General features: G+C 30.8%; 14 protein-coding genes. 3 read left to right on the forward strand and 11 right to left on the reverse strand.

The window, feature by feature from the left end; genetic code table 11:
• Positions 1-8: 8 nt before the first annotated feature.
• Positions 9-614 carry a DUF4254 domain-containing protein gene (locus tag BUC09_RS01555; protein WP_073308024.1) on the reverse strand — a complete coding sequence of 202 codons (606 nt, stop codon included), beginning with the start codon at positions 612-614 and terminating at the stop codon, positions 9-11.
• Positions 615-688: 74 nt separating this feature from the next.
• On the opposite strand from BUC09_RS01555, the gene upp reads away from it, so the two are divergent.
• On the forward strand, positions 689-1,342 hold the full coding sequence (upp, locus tag BUC09_RS01560; protein ID WP_073308027.1) for a uracil phosphoribosyltransferase: 654 nt from the start codon (positions 689-691) through the stop codon (positions 1,340-1,342).
• Here upp and BUC09_RS01565 read toward each other — a convergent pair.
• The gene (locus tag BUC09_RS01565; protein ID WP_073308028.1) at positions 1,337-2,269 is read right to left on the reverse strand and encodes a DUF6427 family protein; all 933 of its coding nucleotides are present in this window, start codon (positions 2,267-2,269) and stop codon (positions 1,337-1,339) included. The two genes, upp and BUC09_RS01565, sit on opposite strands and share 6 nt — an antisense overlap.
• A gap of 47 nt (positions 2,270-2,316) precedes the next feature.
• On the opposite strand from BUC09_RS01565, the gene BUC09_RS01570 reads away from it, so the two are divergent.
• A complete protein-coding gene (locus BUC09_RS01570) occupies positions 2,317-2,547 on the forward strand; it encodes a DUF6341 family protein (protein ID WP_073309006.1) in 231 nt (76 codons plus the stop codon).
• Between the two features lie 51 nt (positions 2,548-2,598).
• On the opposite strand, the gene BUC09_RS01575 is transcribed toward BUC09_RS01570, so the two are convergent.
• The 7 genes from BUC09_RS01575 to purD all read right to left on the reverse strand — a co-directional run bounded on the left by BUC09_RS01575 (position 2,599) and on the right by purD (position 16,547).
• The gene (locus BUC09_RS01575) at positions 2,599-5,163 is read right to left on the reverse strand and encodes a T9SS type A sorting domain-containing protein (RefSeq protein WP_073308029.1); all 2,565 of its coding nucleotides are present in this window, start codon (positions 5,161-5,163) and stop codon (positions 2,599-2,601) included.
• 90 nt (positions 5,164-5,253) lie between these two features.
• Positions 5,254-6,006, reverse strand: a complete 753-nt coding sequence (locus BUC09_RS01580) for a LytR/AlgR family response regulator transcription factor (RefSeq protein WP_073308030.1) — start codon at positions 6,004-6,006, stop codon at positions 5,254-5,256.
• 1 nt (position 6,007) lies between these two features.
• Positions 6,008-8,866 (reverse strand): sensor histidine kinase, encoded by a 2,859-nt coding sequence (locus BUC09_RS01585; RefSeq protein ID WP_073308031.1) that lies wholly within the window; start codon positions 8,864-8,866, stop codon positions 6,008-6,010.
• Positions 8,867-9,122: 256 nt separating this feature from the next.
• Positions 9,123-11,363: a LamG-like jellyroll fold domain-containing protein gene (locus tag BUC09_RS01590; RefSeq protein WP_073308032.1), complete on the reverse strand. Its 2,241-nt coding sequence runs from the start codon at positions 11,361-11,363 to the stop codon at positions 9,123-9,125.
• A gap of 95 nt (positions 11,364-11,458) precedes the next feature.
• Positions 11,459-12,211: a LytR/AlgR family response regulator transcription factor gene (locus tag BUC09_RS01595; RefSeq protein WP_073308033.1), complete on the reverse strand. Its 753-nt coding sequence runs from the start codon at positions 12,209-12,211 to the stop codon at positions 11,459-11,461.
• Between the two features lies 1 nt (position 12,212).
• Positions 12,213-15,176, reverse strand: a complete 2,964-nt coding sequence (locus BUC09_RS01600) for a sensor histidine kinase (RefSeq protein ID WP_073308035.1) — start codon at positions 15,174-15,176, stop codon at positions 12,213-12,215.
• Positions 15,177-15,251: 75 nt separating this feature from the next.
• Positions 15,252-16,547: a phosphoribosylamine--glycine ligase gene (gene purD, locus BUC09_RS01605; RefSeq protein ID WP_073308037.1), complete on the reverse strand. Its 1,296-nt coding sequence runs from the start codon at positions 16,545-16,547 to the stop codon at positions 15,252-15,254.
• 115 nt (positions 16,548-16,662) lie between these two features.
• On the opposite strand from purD, the gene BUC09_RS01610 reads away from it, so the two are divergent.
• Positions 16,663-17,973 (forward strand): phenylacetate--CoA ligase family protein, encoded by a 1,311-nt coding sequence (locus BUC09_RS01610; RefSeq protein ID WP_073308039.1) that lies wholly within the window; start codon positions 16,663-16,665, stop codon positions 17,971-17,973.
• Here BUC09_RS01610 and BUC09_RS01615 read toward each other — a convergent pair.
• The gene (locus BUC09_RS01615) at positions 17,970-18,722 is read right to left on the reverse strand and encodes a glycosyltransferase family 2 protein (RefSeq protein ID WP_073308041.1); all 753 of its coding nucleotides are present in this window, start codon (positions 18,720-18,722) and stop codon (positions 17,970-17,972) included. The genes BUC09_RS01610 and BUC09_RS01615 overlap by 4 nt on opposite strands.
• Positions 18,723-20,054, reverse strand: coding sequence for an exopolysaccharide biosynthesis polyprenyl glycosylphosphotransferase (locus tag BUC09_RS01620; protein WP_073308043.1), 1,332 nt, complete (start codon positions 20,052-20,054; stop codon positions 18,723-18,725).
• Position 20,055 lies beyond the last annotated feature (1 nt).

Below are 20,055 nucleotides of genomic sequence, written 5' to 3' on the forward strand. Positions count from 1 at the left end.
GAAACAGCTTATTTTTTATTTTGATACAACACAGGATTTAATTCCTCGTCGTTATACATTTTCATTTGTTTATACACTTTCATGTATTTGTCTCCATTTTCAATATCTTCAATTAATTGACTAATAGAAACAAACATATCATTTTTTTGATCCAACAAAACATTTAGTTTTTCTTGACATTTAGCACGGTGTTCTGGAGTTGCTTCAGCACGGTTTGCTTCTTCACTCATGTGGTAAATTTTCAATGCTAAAATTGACAAACGGTCAATTGCCCATGCTGGACTTTCTGTATTAATTTTAGCATTTGGTTTTACCTGTACGTTGCTATATTTCTGTAAAAAATAACTATCAATGTACTCAACCATATCTGTACGAACTTGATTAGAAGCGTCAATTTTACGTTTTAAATCTAAAGCAGCCACTGGATCAATTTGCGGATCACGAATAATATCCTCATAATGCCATTGTACGGTATCTACCCAGTTTTTAGCATATAATAAATATTCTATTGAACCTTTTTCATAGGGGTTCAAGGCTGGTTGATACACATCATCAATTGCATGATACTCATTGATGCAACGCTCAAATATTGGAAAAGCAAATTCTGCAAACATAGTTTTGACTCTTTATTTTTTACAAAAGTAGCGTTTTTTTGTACTTTTATCCTCAATTTGTAAAAATTATCAAAATGCATATCCATTATATTTCTGAACAAAACAGTATTCTAAACCATTTTCTTACTCAGCTTCGAGATATTCATATTCAAAAAGACAGCATGCGTTTTCGTAAAAACATTGAGCGTATAGGAGAAATTATGGCTTATGAATTAAGCAAAACTTTAGATTATAAAAACATTGATGTGCAAACACCACTAGGTATAAAACACACAACTACTGTTGCCGAACCAGTGGTTTTATGTTCGATTTTAAGAGCAGGTTTAGCGTTACACCAAGGATTCATGAATTTTTTTGATGATGCAGAAAACGGATTCGTTTCTGCTTACCGTCATCACTATAATAATGATGATGCTTTTGATATTTTAGTTGAATACCAAGCAGCTCCATCATTTGAAGGAAAAAATTTAATCTTAATTGATCCTATGTTAGCTACTGGTCAATCTATTGTAGCTGTTTTACAAAAACTACATTTGGAACAAAAACCTAAAGAAATTCATATTGCTGTTGTAATTGCGGCTCCTGAGGGTGTTGAATATCTTCAAAAAAATCTTCCAGAAAACTGCCATTTGTGGGTGGCGGCTCTTGACGATAAACTAAACGAAAAAAACTACATTGTTCCTGGTTTAGGTGATGCTGGAGATTTAGCTTACGGCAGTAAATTATAATAATCGCAATACAAGATTAAGTAAGCTCGCAAAAATAATAGTGCCCAAAATTGTTTCTTTTATCCAATATTTTTCAATAGTTTCTAGATAATTAGTTAACATAATGGCTACAGTAACAAATGTAAAAATAAGATAGCTGTTATCTTTATGTGGAGAGATGAAAAATATTATTAATCCAAGTATAAAAGCATAAATTATCTTTTTATATGAAGCTTGAAGATTAAGGGATTTGTGTGATAAAATAAATAACATACTCAAAAAAGCCAACAAAGCAACTACAATATATATACCTAATGCAAAACTCTGAAAAATGGTTTCTATATATTTTAGGTTGAGATTTATTTGTATTGATTTAATATAACTTTCAATTAATGTAGGGTCAAAAATTAATGAGAAAAGAACACTGATAATTACTACTGTAAAAAATCCAATAAAAGGTATAATCCAATTTCTGTAATCTCTTGAAACGTGAAAAATAATTGAGATGTAAACCAAAAGAATGAAGATTATACTCCAAAAATGAAATAAACTTGCGGCAAAAATCCATATAGATGCATCAAAAATTTTCTCTTTGGGTGTAATCATTGATTGCATCGATATCAATCTTCGTAATGCCAGCAAGATTAAGGCATTAGAAATAACCAAACTAGCATTTGAGAAAACTGTTGGAAAAAGAATAAAAAATACACAAACCAAAAGAAAAGTGTAACTATTGTCTTTACTAAGACTATTCTTTTTAGTTATAAAATTTGTTATGAATAACGAACCAATTAATATGATTAATATGGCTATTTTTTTTACAATTTCTAGACCTGATATTGTGTTAAAATTGGTATTAAACTGGTAAACAGTAAAACATAAAATCAGCAAAGAAGTAATTAAAATATAATTTATTGGTCTAGATTTACTAAAAACGCTTGTTATCATGAGTATATTTTATATTTTTGCTGTGTAAATATAATACATTCATTATGATGAAATCATTTTTTGAAGGAATTCAATGGCTTTTCGAACAAATTTTGTTCGCTCCACACGATTTAATGCGTGCTACTGAATTAGATAATTGGTGGATTGCTAATATAGTAAACTGGGTTCTTTGGGGAATCATCAGTTATTATATCTACTACTGGACTACTCAATTAAAAATATTCAAAGACAATAACGAAGACGAGCAAGATACAACAGCTCACTCGTTTTTAAAATAATAAAAAAAGCCACTTAAATAGTGGCTTTTTTTATTAGAATAGTGTAACTGATTAATTCTTAATTATTTTTTTAGTTCCAAATTTACCTTCTTCTGTTTTTACTTTCAATAGATAAATTCCACTTGATAGATCTGAAATATCTAAAATGCTGTTTTTAGCTTCTTTTATTTTTCTTCCTTCTAAAGAATATATTTCAATTCTGTAAATATTTATTGCACTTCTTACATTCAAAATTCCAGCTGTTGGATTTGGAAAAACTGAAAAATCTGAAAATGAATTTGTATTAAAACCTAAAGTAGCACCATATTCATAAGCTCCCATATCAACAGTTGAATTGTAAATTCTTTGCATTCCTAGTAAATCTGCAACGCCTATAACACTTAAATTATCTCCTGAATCAATAGCAGGAGAACCATTACTTAAAGTATAATCGCCGTTTGATAGATTAGTAAATAATGGATTTGAACTACTATTATTTCCAGACGTACCACTTAATGTTACTCCTGTAAAATTAGTTTCGTCAATAGAATTTTTGATAGTCATTGATGGAATCATACTCTCAATAAACCCACCAATTGGTCTAGCAACAGCGTTCGAAAGGCCTTTATTGTTCCAAAAAATACTATTCGATAAAGTAGCAGTATGATTTGCCGATGTATTCTTTGTTAAAGCAAGTGTTACTCTACTCATATTATTCATTCCAGAAGCAGTTCCTTCATCAACGTTATCAACAAAAGTACAGTTGACAATATTTGAAATCATAGTCGAACTATTATTATAAGCTCGTAACCACATAGAACTTCCTGCATAACCTGTAGCTGCTCCATTAATGTCTCCTACTTTGTTTTTTGAAAATACAGAGTTGGAAATAAAATAACTAACTGTTGAAGTTCCAGTAGAAGCCGAATAAATCGCCCCACCAATTGCTGATAAATTTTCAGAAAATTCAGAACCGTTAATGGTTAAACTACTTGTTCCTGCTGTTGCACCAAAACCAGAACTAATGGCTCCTCCTGCTTCTTTAGAAACATTTTTAATTACTTTACAATTTTTGATGGTTAAATTTCTAGTACTTGCACTTTTGTGAATTCCGCCACCATATCTCGCTTCTGTTGCAGATCCTGATGCGCCATTTGCATGTCCGCCAGAGATTGTTAATCCATTTAATTCTATATTATCAGCTAGAATATTTACTACTGTATAACTGTTATCGACACGAGTAGAATTTGTATAACTAATAATATTATCATCGTTTGCTAACAAATCTCCTGATAAAATGGTTTCATGAGCTCCTATTATACGATCTGAGAGTTGTGTTTCTGTTCCCTCAAATCCACCATAAATTTTAATTCCAGGGACATTTACAGTAAAGGAAGCACTTCTATCCGAAGCGTGTGGTGTGTAAACACCTTCTGCGATCCAAATTTCTTCATTGTTTTGAGCTATCGCTAATGCATCTGTTATTGAAGTATATGCGTTTGTCCAAGAAATTCCATTGTTGTTTCCTACAGCATTTTGATTAACATATATATATCCTAGAGTTCTAGCTGTTCTAAATGTTATGGGTTGAGACCAACCTGTGGTGTTACTTGTACATTGTCTTCTAACATAGACTTTATAATCTGTAAAAACATCTAATGAAGTTAAGTTTGATGAACCAGTATTGATTCCTGAAACAATTATTGCATTTGCAAAAGGCTCTGAAGTTTTATGGTATGCTATATCGTATGTATTGCTTCCTGTAATATTTATAGTTGCTGAAGTTTGAGTGATAGCGCTCGCTGATAAAATAGTCGAATCTGGTGCAAAACAAAAATTATAATTAGCTATGTCTGAAATTTCTGTAGGAGTTAATAAACGATTGTAAAATAGAATATCATCAACTACGTCGAAATATCGGTTGTTATTTGGAAGAGAATTTGATCTATTGTTCCCCACTGTAATATTTCCATTGGTATCATGAGATTGCGCTAAACTTATACTTGAAGTTGAAGATTGACTGTTTCCTCCGCTTCCTGCATTTACACCATCTATATAAACACTTAATGAATTATATATTGTTGTGGTACAACAACCCCCATAACCAATTGAATTAGAAAGTAAAACAGCTACATGATGCCAATTTCCATCACTAACAAATTTGTTCGTTAGTACACCTCCGCTTCTATAACCTAAAGATGCTTGATAATATTGTACTCCAAGCTGAGCACCAATAAAACCATTTACTAAATAAACATAATTTCCTGCCCAAGTTGAAGATGCAAAACTAGTTCTGTTACTATCATCAATAATAATTCGTGTATCAGAATCATTTGTTGTAGTTTTAATCCAGAAACTAAGTGTTTCAAAATTTCCATAACCTAATCCGTCTATAGGGAAGTCTATGTCTGAACGTGTTAAATGATCTCCATTTAAACTAACAGCACTTGTAGGTGGGTTTCCATAACGATTATTAACTTCTGTTAGCGAAGTACCGGTTTGAGTAAAATTATTACCATTGGCATCATCTACTAAAACAGCTCCATTATTAAAACCGTATTGAGCTACTAAACCATTTGTTGGATTTTGAGCCAAAGAATAGAGAGAGACTAATAAAAGAAGTAAAGTTTGTTTCATGATTTTTAGTTTTTATAAATCAAAAATCTGCATAAAAAAAGCCGTTTATAAAACGACTTTCTGAAACTAAGTTTTGACTTGCTAAAGCATTTATCCTATATTTTGAATAAGCGTTAAAAACTCATCTTTATTATCATTTGAAATAGAAACCGTTTTATCATTCTCCATTACTATATAACCTCCATCTTTTTTAATGTATTCTTTAATAAACTTTAAATTGATAAAATAAGAACGGTGTGGTTTATAGAAATAGGGTAAGTTTTCCAGTAAGGATACAAAATGACGAAGCGGTTTACAAACTAACATTTCGGTTTCTCTTGTGGTGGTTACTTTAGTGTACATCCCATCTGCTTCAAATAAAATGACATCTTCAATTGTTACAAATTTAAATCCGTCTGCAAAAGGCAAACCTATTTTATTGAAGTTACTTGATTTTAAACTGTTTTTTAATTCTTCTAATTTTAAACTGATATTTGACTTTCCAATTTGTGCAATTGCTTTTTCAGTAGCTTCAACAACAGCTTCCGCTCGTAATGGCTTTAATAAATAATCAATAGCCGATAATTGAAAAGCTTTTACTGCAAATTCACTATAAGCTGTTGTAAATATAATTTCGAAATTTACCTCTTCTTTATTGATGAAATTCAACAATTCTAACCCTGAATGTTCAGGCATTTCTATATCTAAATATACTATTTGAGGTTGGTGTTCTTTGATTAATGCAACACCAGAAAGCAAATCTTCAGCTTCGAAGACATCATTTATTTTAGGGCAATTCTCTTCTATTAAAACCCGAAGTAAATTTCTCGCTTTTCTTTCGTCATCAATTATAATTGCTTTCATTTTAATTTAGTATTGGAATTAATAAAGTAACTTTTGTCCCCAATGGAATTGTAGTATCGTACAAATCTTCTATTTCTACACCGATTTTTTTCTCTTTCCCAAAATTCAATAACTCTAATCGATGAGCAGTAGCTTCGGTGGCAAAAGAACTGTGTTTTTTATTCTGAATTTCATTTGCTTTTACACGTCCAATCCCGTTATCTAAAACAATACATTTTAACATCGATTGGTTAGTTAGTAACTCAAAACTTATGGTTAATTTTCTATTGTCTTTTTTATGAAGAAGTCCATGCTTAATAGCGTTTTCAACATAAGGCTGAATTAACATCGTTGGAATTTTTAAATGGTCATTGTTTTCAATTCCGTGTAATGCATATTCAAATTTATCTTCGAATCGGAGTTTTTCTAATTGTAAATAAATATCCAAGCATTCTATTTCTTCTCGTATAGTAATATAGCCTTTATTACTGTGCTCCAAATAAGCTCTAATTAAATCGGCAAATTTTGCCAAATACGAGCTCGCTAAATTTTTCTGATTTAAGATGATATACTCTTGAATAGAATTTAAAGCATTGAATATAAAATGAGGATTCATTTGTGATTTTAAATTCTCTAGTTTTAAAACCGCTAATTCATTTTCGAATTTTGCATTTTTTAGCGCTAATTCTTTCTCTTTTTCTTTGATGGCCAATTTATTTCGGTAAAATAAAATTATAATCCCAATTGCCGACAAAGCCATTAAAGTGATAAACCACCAAGTGGCCCAGAAAGGACGATTGATTTTAAAAGTAATTTTTGTGGAAACAAACTTTTCATCACTCAAGGTTTTGCATCTAATTTCAAAAGTATATGATCCTGATGGTAAACTGTTAAAATTTACAAATCGAGTGTTTTTTTCAATGGAAATCCAATTCTCATTTAGTCCGTTTAAACGATATTGAAATTGCAATTCTTCTTCAGGAAAATAACCATTGACATGAAAGTTGGATTTAATTCTATTCTTATGATATGGTAAATCATAGCTGCTTGAAACAAGAGTATCTCTTTCGTTAATTGTAACCGATTTTATGTAAATTTCTCTGGGGGAATATTCTTTTCGCTCACTCTTTTTACTCATTTCAAAGAAAGCGTCTTGTGTTGCGAACAATAAGCTAGACTCTTTAATAATGATGTTTTTAACTCCACCAATATTCGTATTTTTGTTGTTTAGTTTTACTTGTGCTAAATTATTTTTAGTATTGTAGACTTGGACACCTAAATCTGTTAAAATCCATAAGTTTTCCGCATCAGATTGCAATTGAAGTACAACATGAGAGAGTAGGCCGTTTTTTAAATCTATTTTTTTGAAAAACTTATCATTTTTAAAACCGATTATTCCATCATTAAATGTGGCAATCCAGATGGTGCCATCTGCAGTTTTACAAATGTCCTTCCCAACAATATTTTTTGTATTAAACTGAATGTTTTGACTATTAAAATTTTTATCGAATTTCAGAAAACTATCTACAAATGAAATATAAATAGCTTCGGTATCTTTATCATAAAAACATTTATAAGCTCGCTTAGAGTCTAGCTCTTTAGTTTTAACAATACTATTGTTTTTGAATTCCATTACAGAAGCCATATTATAACCACAAAGAACAAACTTGTTACTTAATGGAATGGCTTTTAAATCTTTTGCATTTCGGACTAAACTTTCTAAAACTAATAGTTTATTGTTTTTTAAGTTTAATATATAAGAGTTATTTTCATTGCTAATCAATAAACAATTCAATGACTTTAAATAGGCTAAAGCGGTTACTTTAGCTGATGAATTTAACTGTATTGAAGTTGTTTTTTGAGTCTCTTGATTTCTTAAAAATAATTCCCCTTTTATGGTTCCAAATGCAATTGTTTTGTCATCAATTTTTTCAATCGCTGAAATAACACCTTTGGCCACGTTATCATCAAAAACCTTAATGTTTAAATCTGGAATGATAAAAACACCATTATTAAGCGTTGAAACAAAAAATGTATGGTTTTTATCTTCTATAAAATTGGTTATAAAATCATTTTTGTAAAACGTATTACTTATTTGAAAATGATTGTTTTTTTTGTTCAACGTAATTATACCATTTGATGTGCAAAACCAAATTTCATCTTTTACTTGTTTAGCTCTAATAATTTTTGTGGTGTTTAATACTTTAGGAAACTTAATAGGAATTAGATCTTTATCAATAATTTGATAAAAAGTATTTGCGTTTGATATTGTATTAAAATTTTTTAGATATAGGTTCCCACTATATTCAAAAAAACTTAACATATCTTGATCGCTATATTCAAGAATTGAACTATTTGTAATTTGAATAAGTTTTTGATTTGATAACGTGTAAACTTTGTCATTAATAGGAAATAGTACCTTATTTTTATAGATATAAGGAGAACGAACTGTTAGGCTTTCATTTTGCAATTGTGCATATAAATCAATGCGCTTATTCGTTTTTAAGTTTATTGAGATTATAGAATTTACGGCTACTATTACTATACAATCATCTATGAATAAGAACTCTGCTAATTGACCTTTGAGTTCGTTTTTTAAGTCTAAAGCTAAAACTAATTTATTGTCTACGATTTTAAAAAATTGCCCTGAAATGTTATTACACCATAAGTTGTTTTGATTGTCAAAAGTTAGCCCAAAAACAGAAAGTCCTCTTTTGTCTTTGTTTGAATAATTCAAATATTCAGAACCATCAAAACGAAAAAGGCCTTTATCTGCGGCAAGCCAAATAAATCCTTTATGATCTTCAATTATATCATAAAATTCTACATCTGGTAAGCCTTCTTTTTCGGATAATTTTATGGTAATGGGGTCTTGTGCCATGGCTATGTTAACCAAGACAAGAAAGAAAAGCGTGTATAATGTATTTAATTTCAACTAATCAAAAATAGAACATTACATCGGAACGAAATCAATCTATTTCTGAAATTTAGTTCTGACTTTCTGAATTAAGATTTCTCAATTTTATTTCTTTTTTTCTTAAAGCTTTCCTTATTACTTGAGATTTAAATATGTAAAAGGACTTATATAAAAAAACAAAAGCCACGCAAAACGTGGCTTTAATGCTTTATTATTACTATTATTTTTTTACTATTTTTTTTACTGATACCGTAGAATCATCAAATATAATTTTAACAATATACATTCCGCTGTTTAGATTACCCAAATACAATTCTGATTTTTTAGAGTTCATTATTTGCTTTCCATCAATAGTAAATACATTTACTTCTTTAATATTATTGTTGGAATCTATTGTGATACTATCTTGAAAAGGATTTGGGTAAATTTTGAATTCATTTTTAGCAGCAAATTCTTCTGCTCCTAAAGCGGAATCATATTCATAAGCACCCATATCTACAGTCGAGTTTACAATTCTATTATTACCATTCAAATCATAAGGCATACCTGCAACGATTAAAGTATTATTTCCTGCATCAATGGCCGGTGAACCCGATTGAAGTGTGTAATCACTATTAAGAAGTGGATTTGAATTAATACCACTTATTTGACCTCCTTGAGAAATGGTACTTTGTAATGTTGGTCCTCCCAAAATTCCTGAAATTACAAAAGGGGTATTGCTTCCATTTCCATAAATAATAGAATTTTTAAAATAAGTATTACTTCCATTATCTGTTCTAACAACATTTCCATTTAATCCAGTGTTATTAGCAAATGTTGAATTAACTACACTGGCGCTAATTCCTAAAGTAGTTCCACCATTTGAAAAACTTGCGCTAAAATACAAACATGAAGGTCCAGAAGCACTCACGTTATTATGAAATAATGAATTCGTAATTGTAGCATTCGCAATCAAGCCAAATCCTGAAGCGCCGCCAATTAAAATTTGAGCATTTGCAGCCGAAAAATTATTTCTAATAATACACGATTCAAAATCGGTTCGATAGCTTTGGTTGTTTACTCCACTAGCAAAAAAACCTGACGAAACAGCGGTGTCTGATCCGGTATTTTTTTCTAAAATACAATTTTTTAAAGTGATCGAACCCAAATCATTTGCACCATAGGTATTGACATAGATCGCGCCTCCTCGGGTATGGTAAAACTGAGCCGAAGCGGTTCCCGTAGTCAAGGTGCCTCCATTAGCATTCCCACCAGAAATAGTAAATCCGTCAATAAGTACATCTCTGATATTCCCTTTTAGCGTAATAACATGATAGGTGTTGTCTTGTCTAGTTGGTTCAGTGTTCGTTATGGTCGCATTGTCATTACCACTAATATCACCGCTTAATATGGTAAGATTCAATTTCGGATTTCTTTGTGAAAGAAGTGTTTCAGTTCCATTAAACCCTCCATACATTTTTAACGCATTTTTCATCAAAAAAGTGGAAGTTCGTGCCGAACCCGTTGGTTTATAAGTTCCAGCGGCTACCCATATTTCATTTACCGAAGTAAAAGCAGTAATGGCAGCGTCTAGGTTCGTATACGCGTCTGCCCAAGTTGTTCCGTTATTGGCGCCCGTTGCTGCGGCATTGACATATAGTTTGATTTTGGGCTTGTCTTCATTATAAAGTATGTCAATTTCAGAAGCGCTTAATGCTCTTTCATAGTAGCGAATTTGGTCGATACTATCTTGGTAATCCAAATACGACCCACTTGGACTTTTCCCGATTACCAATTGTTTGGTTGGTGTAATTGATCTAATAGTGTGTGATTCGCTAGTTAGCATTGCTGGATAATCTGTTTCGGAATCGCCTGGAACGGATACATTATCTACGAACATAGAATAAGTAAAAACTAAAGTGTAGCTGGTAAATGCCCCACCATATACAAAAGAGCTATTTGTGCTTAATGAGCAAACAATGTGATGCCATTGTCCGTCATTGATCACAGGACTGATTACTTGGCGTACACCACTATTTCCAGAAACAGAAGTAGAACTCCAACTACTTTGTCCATTGAAGTAAATTTTTCCATCTTTTAACGCTACACTAAAACCGGCTGGATTTGTAGCGGTATTGTGTTGATCAAAAATATAGCGTTTGGGACTTTCATTAACTGTAGTCTTTACCCAAAAACTTATGGTGTAATTATTAACCGATGCGGCATTCGTTCCCCCAGCAACAAATGAATCTCCGTTAAGTGTAATGGCTTTGTCGACTTCCGAATTTCTATCCGAAATAATGGTTCTTGCTGAGCCTGTTGGTACTAATGTTGTCGTTCCTGCTTGTAATGAAGGCATAACATCACTCGTTAAAGCTCCATTAGTAAATTTATAATCTTTGATTAATCCAGCAGTTGGGATTTGTGCATGAAGTAAAAAAAACGGCACAATCGAAAAGATAAATAGTAATAGTTTTTTCATAAGTCTACGATTTGTTTATTTAAAGCAAATCTCATACTTAATTAAAAGCTAATGTTTTACATTTTTCTGAATGGCTGGATTTTTTTTCTAAATGGTTAAAACATGGATTGAATCAATTCTAAAAACTCGTCTTTTTTTTCTTTAGCCACAGGAATTGTTTTATTGTTTTCCATTACAATATGATAACCATCTTTTTTAGACAATTCTTTCATATATCTTAAATTGATTAAATAAGATCTATGAGGTTTATAAAAAATAGATTTACTTTCTAATTGCTCTACAAAATGTTTCAAAGGTTTACAAATGAGTTGTGTCGTGTTATCTTGCATAAACACTTTTGTATACATTCCATCAGCTTCAAAAGCAATAATATCATCATGAGAAACAAATAAAACGCCTTTAGGCACTTCAAGCACCATTTTGTTTAATGATAATTGATTGAAGACTTTCTTTAACTCGTCAAGTTTATTAGTAATATTTCCTTTCTCAATGTTATGCTTAGCTTTTTCAACAGCACTTTTAAATTCAAGAATATCAATTGGTTTTAACAAATAATCGACCGCCGAAAGTTTAAAAGCTTGTACTGCATATTCGTTATAGGCAGTGATAAAAATTAACTGAAAATTTAATTCGTTTGATTCCAAAAATTCAGCAATTTGAAGTCCAGAATGATTGGGCATTTCTATATCTAAGAAAACAATGTCTGGCTTCTCTTCTTTTATGAGCTTACATCCTGAAACCAAATCTTCAGCTTCATAAGTAATAATTGAATCACTATATTCATCTTTCAATAAAGCTAAAATCAATTTTCTAGCTTTGTTTTCGTCGTCTATTATTACTGCTTTCATTTTAAAACGGAATATTTATAATTACTTTAGTGCCACTTGGATTTTGGTTTGCATCATATAAATCCTCAATGTGAACACTTATTTTTTTTGTTCTTGTTTTGTTAATCAACTCCACCCTTTTTTGATTTGCAGATGTTGCAAACGATTTATGATGTTCTCTTCTGTTTTTATTGATTTGTTCCGATGCCTGTCTTCCAACTCCATTGTCTTCAATCACACAAATTAGTTCTGTTTTATCAGTATTTTGTGTAAATGATATTGAAACATTTCTATTTTCCTTTTTATGTAACAACCCATGTTTTATAGCATTTTCTACATAAGGTTGAATAAATAACGAAGGTACTTTGGTAGTTTTTAAATTAATACTTTCCTCCTTATTTATGGTGAAATTCAAAGTGTCTTCAAAACGGTCTTTTTCTAGTTCCAAATAAAATTGGAGTGCTTTAATTTCTTCTTCTAAAGGGACTTCACTTTCTCTACTATGTTCTAAATACAATCGGATTAATTTCGAAAATTTAACCAAATAAACACTTGCATTTGCTTTTTCATTGGTCACTATATACTCTTGAATTGAATTCAAAGCATTAAAAATAAAGTGCGGATTCATTTGCGAACGTAAATTCTCTAACTGATAAAAAATAAGTTCTTTATCGACCTGTGCTTTTTCTAACAGCATTGTTTTTTCACTTTCGAGTCTTGCAAATCTTCTTTTGAAATACAGCCAAAAAACTGTCAAAACAAATAATGACACTAATACATAAAACCACCAAGTTTGCCAAAAAGGTTTATTAATAATAATGTTCATCAGAATTGGTTCGGATGTAAGTCCGTTTAAATACCTCGCCTTCACTTCAAAAACATAATCCCCTGAAGGAAGACTTGAAAATCGTACAAAATCAATTCCTGATTCTAAAGTAGTCCACTTATCATCGAATCTTTTTAATCGATAGATATAGTTTATATTCTCAGAAGACTTAAAACCATTTGCATTAAAAGAAATTTTTATTGCATTTTTATCATAATCCAAAGTATAATTAGAACCAAGATTTAAAGATTTGTCTTGAACTGTAAAATCGGTAAAAAAAATAATTGGCTTATTTAATTGTTTAAAACAAGACTCTGTGTCTACTATAAAAATTCCTTTATTTGATGAAATATATAACTTGTGGCCAACTTTCTCTAAGTCTGTTATTTCATAATTATCAAAACCATCAATGACACTAATGTTTTTGAACTGCTTGGTATTTATGTCATATTTTTGAATTCCTTTATCGGAACTAATCCATAATTCGTTTCCACTACTTTTTAATTTACCAGTTTGGTTAGATAGTAAACCGTTTTTGTCATTTAAATTAACGAATGCTTTATTGTTTTTAATACCTATAATACCATCCTCAAAAGTAGAAACCCATATAGTTTGATCATCTGTTTGAACAATATCAATAGCAAAAATTGGTTTGTTTCTAAAAGAAATGATTGATTCTTTATCATTCCTGTCAAAACAAATAAAATTATCTACAAACCCCACATACTTGTTCTTTGTTTTTTTGTCTATAAAACAAGTATAGGCTCTTTTCATTCTTAGTTTCTTGGATTCATAATTTATCTGATTACTTAAAAATGAGGGAGTGTTTATATTTATAGTATTTGAACTAGAATATTTTTGAAATGGATTCAAAACACTATTAGCTCTATCAAAACTCGCTATCAGTAAAATTCCAGACTCATCATAAAACATATCTTTTGAGGCTGTAAAAGAATTACATTTTTGAATTGTTGCATTGGATAAATTCCAAACAAACGAGTTGTTTTTTTGACTAACGAACAGACATTTTTTTAGCGGTTCATAAACTAATGCTGAAATTTCTTCACTGACTGGCAACTTGAATGTTTTAACCGAATTATCTATTGTGTTTAAAACACCTAAATATCCTTTTATGGTAGAGAAAAAAACGTAATTATCTACTCGTTTCAAGTTTTTGATTAATCCTTGACTTTTATCTGTTTCCAGTTTTTGAATTGCAATATTGGGCATTACAAAAATCCCATTATTTGTGGTTGTAATCCAGTAATTATTATTGCTGTCTTTTATGACTTTACTACAGGCTTCTTCTTTTAAATAATGATTTTCAATAGTGAAAATATTGCCCTTTAAAGATGCTATATACAAGCCTTCGTTAGTACAAAACCAAAATTTATCATCAATGAATAATGTTCTAATAATTGGTTTTTTTAGTAATTCTGAAGGAACATTAATTTCCTTAAAAGATTCTGATTTTTTGGTTTTTAAATAAAAGTGATGTTGGTCATCAAATAGTGAACTAAAAAAAAGACAATCATTATATACTGAAAAAGTATTGTTTTTAGGTAATACTCTGTTTTTGCTACAAGTAAATTCATTACTGATTTTATCATTCTCAATTTTTTTAATTGAATTCAACAAACCAAAATATACCGTTTCTCCTTGCTTAACAGGGAATCCGTAATAAAAACTGTCTTTAAAATTGTCTTGAAGTAATGTTTTTTGCTTAGTTTGAATGTTTATTTTGTAAACTCCTTTTTCAAAGAATACATAAAGGAAATTCTTTTGAATTAAAAACTCTGGAAGTTGGCCATTCAAATCATCTTTTAGGTCAATGAACAATTCTAATTTGTTGTTTGAAACAAAAAAAAATTGACCCGATATATTGTTACACCAAATTCTGTTTTTATCGTCCTGACAAAGTCCAAAAACAGACAGTCCTCTTTTATCTGGGTTTGAGTAATTAATATAATCTTTACCGTTGTATTTAAATAAACCTTTATCTGCAGCTAGCCAAATAGTGCCGTCTTTGGCTTCTAGAATATCATAGAATTCATTATCTGGAAGCTTATCTTTTTCGGTTAATTGTATTGTAATAGGTTGTTGAGAGTACGAGACTCTAACAAATAAAAAAAGAAATAGTAAAAATAGTTTTCTCTTCATTTAAAAATAAAACTAAGAGAAAGCTTTGTACTATTTCTTTATTGTTGTTGAAAAGCTTGATTTTTTTTCTAAAATCTACTTTGTAGTATTTAATAAGGTAACTAAATCATTACCAATATCTTTTCTGTAATACATTTTCTCAAATTGAATTTTCGAGATACTGCTATATGATTTTTGTAATGCTTCTGGAAAAGTGTTTCCGTAAGAAGTAATGGCCAAAACACGTCCGCCATTAGTTACAACAGCTCCGTTTTTTGCTTTAGTTCCTGCATGAAAAACAATCGAATCCGTTACGTTTTCAATACCTGAAATTACCTTCCCTTTTTCATAATCTTCTGGATATCCTCCCGATGCTATTATTATTGTAGTAGCGCTTCTTTCGTCAATTTCTAAAGTAACCTCTTCTAATTTTTGTTGGCCAACTGCTTCAAATAATGCAACCAAATCCGATTTTACCCTTGGCATTACTACTTCTGTTTCCGGATCACCCATACGCACATTGTATTCAATTACCATAGGTTCTCCTTTTACATTGATCAATCCAATAAAGATAAATCCTTTGTATTCGATACCGTCTTTTTGTAAGCCTTCCACAGTAGGTTTTACAATTCGGTTTTCAATTTTTTCCATCAACACTGCATCAGCAAATGGTACTGGAGAAACCGCTCCCATCCCACCAGTATTTAAACCGGTATCGCCCTCGCCTATTCTTTTGTAGTCTTTGGCTGTTGGTAATATTTTGTATGATTTACCATCTGTTAATACGAAACAACTTAGTTCGATTCCGTCCAAAAATTCTTCGATAACCACTTTTGATGAAGCTTCACCAAATTTAGCATCTACCAACATATTTCTTAACTCTTGTTGTGCTTCGGCCAAATCATTTAGAATCAAAACACCTTTTCCTGCGGCTAATCCGTCGGCTTTTAAAACATAAGGCGCCTCAAGTGTGGTTAAAAATTCACAACCTTGTTCAACAGTATCTTTTGTGAAACTTTCATAACGTGCCGTTGGTATATTGTGTTTTACTAAAAACTCTTTTGCAAACTCTTTACTTCCTTCTAGTTGAGCACCAATTTTTGAAGGTCCAATTACAGGAATGTCATGCAGTTGGGAATCATTCTTGAAGAAGTCATAGATTCCGTGCACTAAAGGATCTTCAGGACCTACGACAACCATTGTAATTTTGTTTTCAAGCACAAAATTTTTAACGGCTTCGAAATCAAGCGGATTTAAAGCAACATTAGTCGCAATTTGTGCTGTACCAGCGTTACCAGGTGCTACAAAAAGCTGAGAGCATTTATCACTTTGAAGCATTTTCCAAGCCAAGGCGTGTTCTCTACCGCCTGATCCTAAAAGTAAAATTGTCATGATTGTTGTGTTGTTGTCCCTTCGACAAGCTCAGGGTAAATTAGTTGTGCAAAAATAGTTGGTTTAAAACGAATATAAAAACAGTTGTTTTTATATTTTTGGAGAAACAGTAAATATGATTCGGTTTTTTGATTGGTCTTTGAAATTGAATGGTTTCCGCATGAAGGAAGCCCAAACCGAGTTTAATACTATCTTAAAACTTTCTCCTGAAGAACGTTTAAATTTTATAAATACGAAGAAGAAAGAAATTTTAAATTATCATTTACAAAATAATCCTTACTACAGGAATTTTGTTGGGAAATCTGAAATAGAAAATTGGAATGACGTTCCAGTTATGACCAAAAAAGATTTCCAAAAACCATTAGCTGAAAGACTTTCAGAAAGTTATACAGAGAGAACTGTTTTTAAAAATAAGACTTCGGGTTCCAGCGGAGATCCCTTTGTTTTTGCGAAAGACAAATATGCACATGCTATTACATGGGCTTCGATTATTTACCGTTTTGGTTGGTATGGAATTGATTTCAATATATCCTACCAGGCTCGATTTTATGGTATCCCATTAGATTTTATTGGTTATACCAAAGAACGGATCAAGGATTTTTTAGGACAGCGATATCGTTTTACTATTTTCGATTTATCTGATAAAGTTCTGGAAAACGTTTTAAAAAAATTTCAACAAAAGAACTTTGATTACATTAATGGTTACACAAGTTCTATAGTTCTTTTTGCAAAGTTTCTTCAAAAGAAAAATATTGTTTTAACAGATGTTTGTCCAACTTTAAAAGTATGCATGGTCACCTCTGAAATGCTTTTTGAAGAAGATAAAATCCTAATGGAAAAACAATTTGGAATTCCTATCGTAAACGAATACGGTGCATCAGAATTGGATTTAATTGCTTTTCAAAATTTAGACGGAGAATGGCTGGTGAATGCTGAAACTTTATTTGTAGAAATTCTTGACGAGAACAATCAGCCTGTTCCTTATGGTACCGAAGGAAAAGTTGTGATTACTTCATTGTACAACAAAGCGCATCCGTTTATTCGATATGATATTGGGGATATTGGTATTTTAGATGAAAAAAGTACAATCCATAAACCCATTCTAAAAAAACTTATTGGTCGAACGAATGACGTTGCCATTTTACCTAGTGGCAAAAAATCGCCAGGACTGACTTTTTATTACGTTACCAAAAGTATTATTGAAGATGATGGCAATGTTAAAGAATTCGTAATCAAACAAACAAAAATGAATGCTTTTGAAATAGATTATGTGACTGAAATTGAATTAACGGCAATACAAATAGAAAAGATAAAACAAGCCATTGATTTATACCTAGAACCTAATTTACACTTTACGTTTACCCGAAAAGAATCATTACAAAGAACAGCGAGAGGAAAACTGAAACAGTTTCAGAGTTTGCTTTAGTTTCTATATTTCAAAAAACCACGCACCATCCATTGAACCATATAATACATGGATTCAAAAATTGATAATTTCTCCACATCCCGGTAAAACTGCCATTGGTATTTTAATAGTTTTTTTTTATCTCTTGAAAGCGAATTCTCTCTAATACGGTAAATAGCTTTGGGTTCTTTAATTCCATAAGCAAATGGAATTTCTTTTAAATATTTTAACCACAATCCCATGTCTTGTCTTTTACGAATATCAGGCATAAGTTTTACACCTAATTTTTTTACATCAATAAAAGCGGTAAGACAGCTAATGGAATTCGTTTTAAGAATATCTGTATAGGTTACTTTTTGTGGTACAATAAAATCAGAATACACAAATTCTAATTTTTCATTTGACCTTCTATAGGAAGAAAAAACAAAAGGGATTCCAGTTTTTTGAATTGTTGCAATGCTATTTTCAATAAAATCAGGAAACCAAATATCGTCAGCATCCAAAAAAGTCATAAAATCACCTTTAACTTCACTTATAGCTTTATTTCTAGCCTTTGAAGCACCTGAATTTTTGTTCAATCTTATCAAATGAATCCGATGATCGTCTTCCATAAATTGTTGAATAATAGCAACCGTTTTATCACTCGAACAGTCATCTACGATCAACATTTCCCAATTTGCGTAAGTCTGATTTTGAACAGATTGAATAGTTTCAGTTATAAATTTTTCTGAATTGTATGTTGGAGTAATTATCGATACTAGTCCACTCATTTAGTATGCTTTTTCGTCTCCTAAAATAAAGTTTTTAATTGTAATCACTATTATTTTAATATCAAGAAACAATGTCCAATTTTCTATATAATACAAGTCGAATTTTAAACGATTCTCAACATCTTTATCCGTAAGAACCTCTCCTCTAAAACCATTTACTTGTGCTAGACCAGTAACGCCTGGTCTAATATAATGACGCTCCATAAATTTATCAAAACGCTGTGCATAATCCTCATTGACACTTAACATGTGAGGTCGTGGTCCCACAACCGACATATCGCCTAAAAGTACGTTTATAAATTGAGGCATTTCATCTAGACTTGAGCTTCTTAAAAATTTTCCAAAACGTGTGATACGCACATCATTTTTTGAAGCTAGTTCTGTATCAGCAGTAGCGTTTACATTCATTGATCTAAATTTAATACAATCAAACTCTTGATTATTTAACCCATGGCGCTTTTGTTTAAAAAAGATTGGCCCTTTAGAATCTAATCTAATCAACAAGGCAATAATTGGAATTAACCATGAAAGAATAAATAGTATTACTAATAATGAGAAGACTAAATCAAAAACTCGTTTAACCCAATAATTGAACCATGTTTCAAGAGGTGTTTTTCTGATTGAAATTAAAGGAATGTAACCATAATAGTCTAAAAACATATTATGTGATAATGCAGAATTATCTGGAATTAGTTTAATGGTTTTAAAATTACTGTGAGCAAAAGCAATGATTTCATCAGAACAATCTTTAGAAACACTATTAAGGTCACAATATATTTCATCAATTCTATTTTTAGAAACAAATTGCTCTATTTCAGAGACTAAAACAGTATCTAAGAAAAGCTTTTGTAGTTTATAACCAAAATCATCATTTTTATTGAAAAAATCTGACAATTCTTCACTTTTTTCACTTTGCCCAATAATAATAACATTACGGTAATTTCCTCCTAGTATTTTTCTGTATTTTCTTAGTAAATAATAAATTCCAAACTTAAAAAGACTAACAAATCCTGCTAAAAAAAGAAGATATTTAACAACTAACAGAACTGAAACTTTTCTTTCCGCAGCAAATAAAAGTGTAATAAACACTAATGAAAATAAGGCAAATTGCTTGAATATTTTTGCGACTATACTACTTTGAGCTGTGAAGCGGTATACTTCATAAAAATTGGTGTAATTGGCAATTATTGTCCACAAAAAAAGAAGTACTATAGCACTTTTTACTCCAAGAGTAATATTAGGAAATATAAAAAGTAACAACCAGACAATCAAAAGAAAGTCAACCAAATAAGAAATAGGTCTTATGTATTTAGAATATCTACCTACTGCCATT

The organism is Flavobacterium terrae (assembly GCF_900142035.1).
GTDB classification, from domain to species: domain Bacteria; phylum Bacteroidota; class Bacteroidia; order Flavobacteriales; family Flavobacteriaceae; genus Flavobacterium; species Flavobacterium terrae.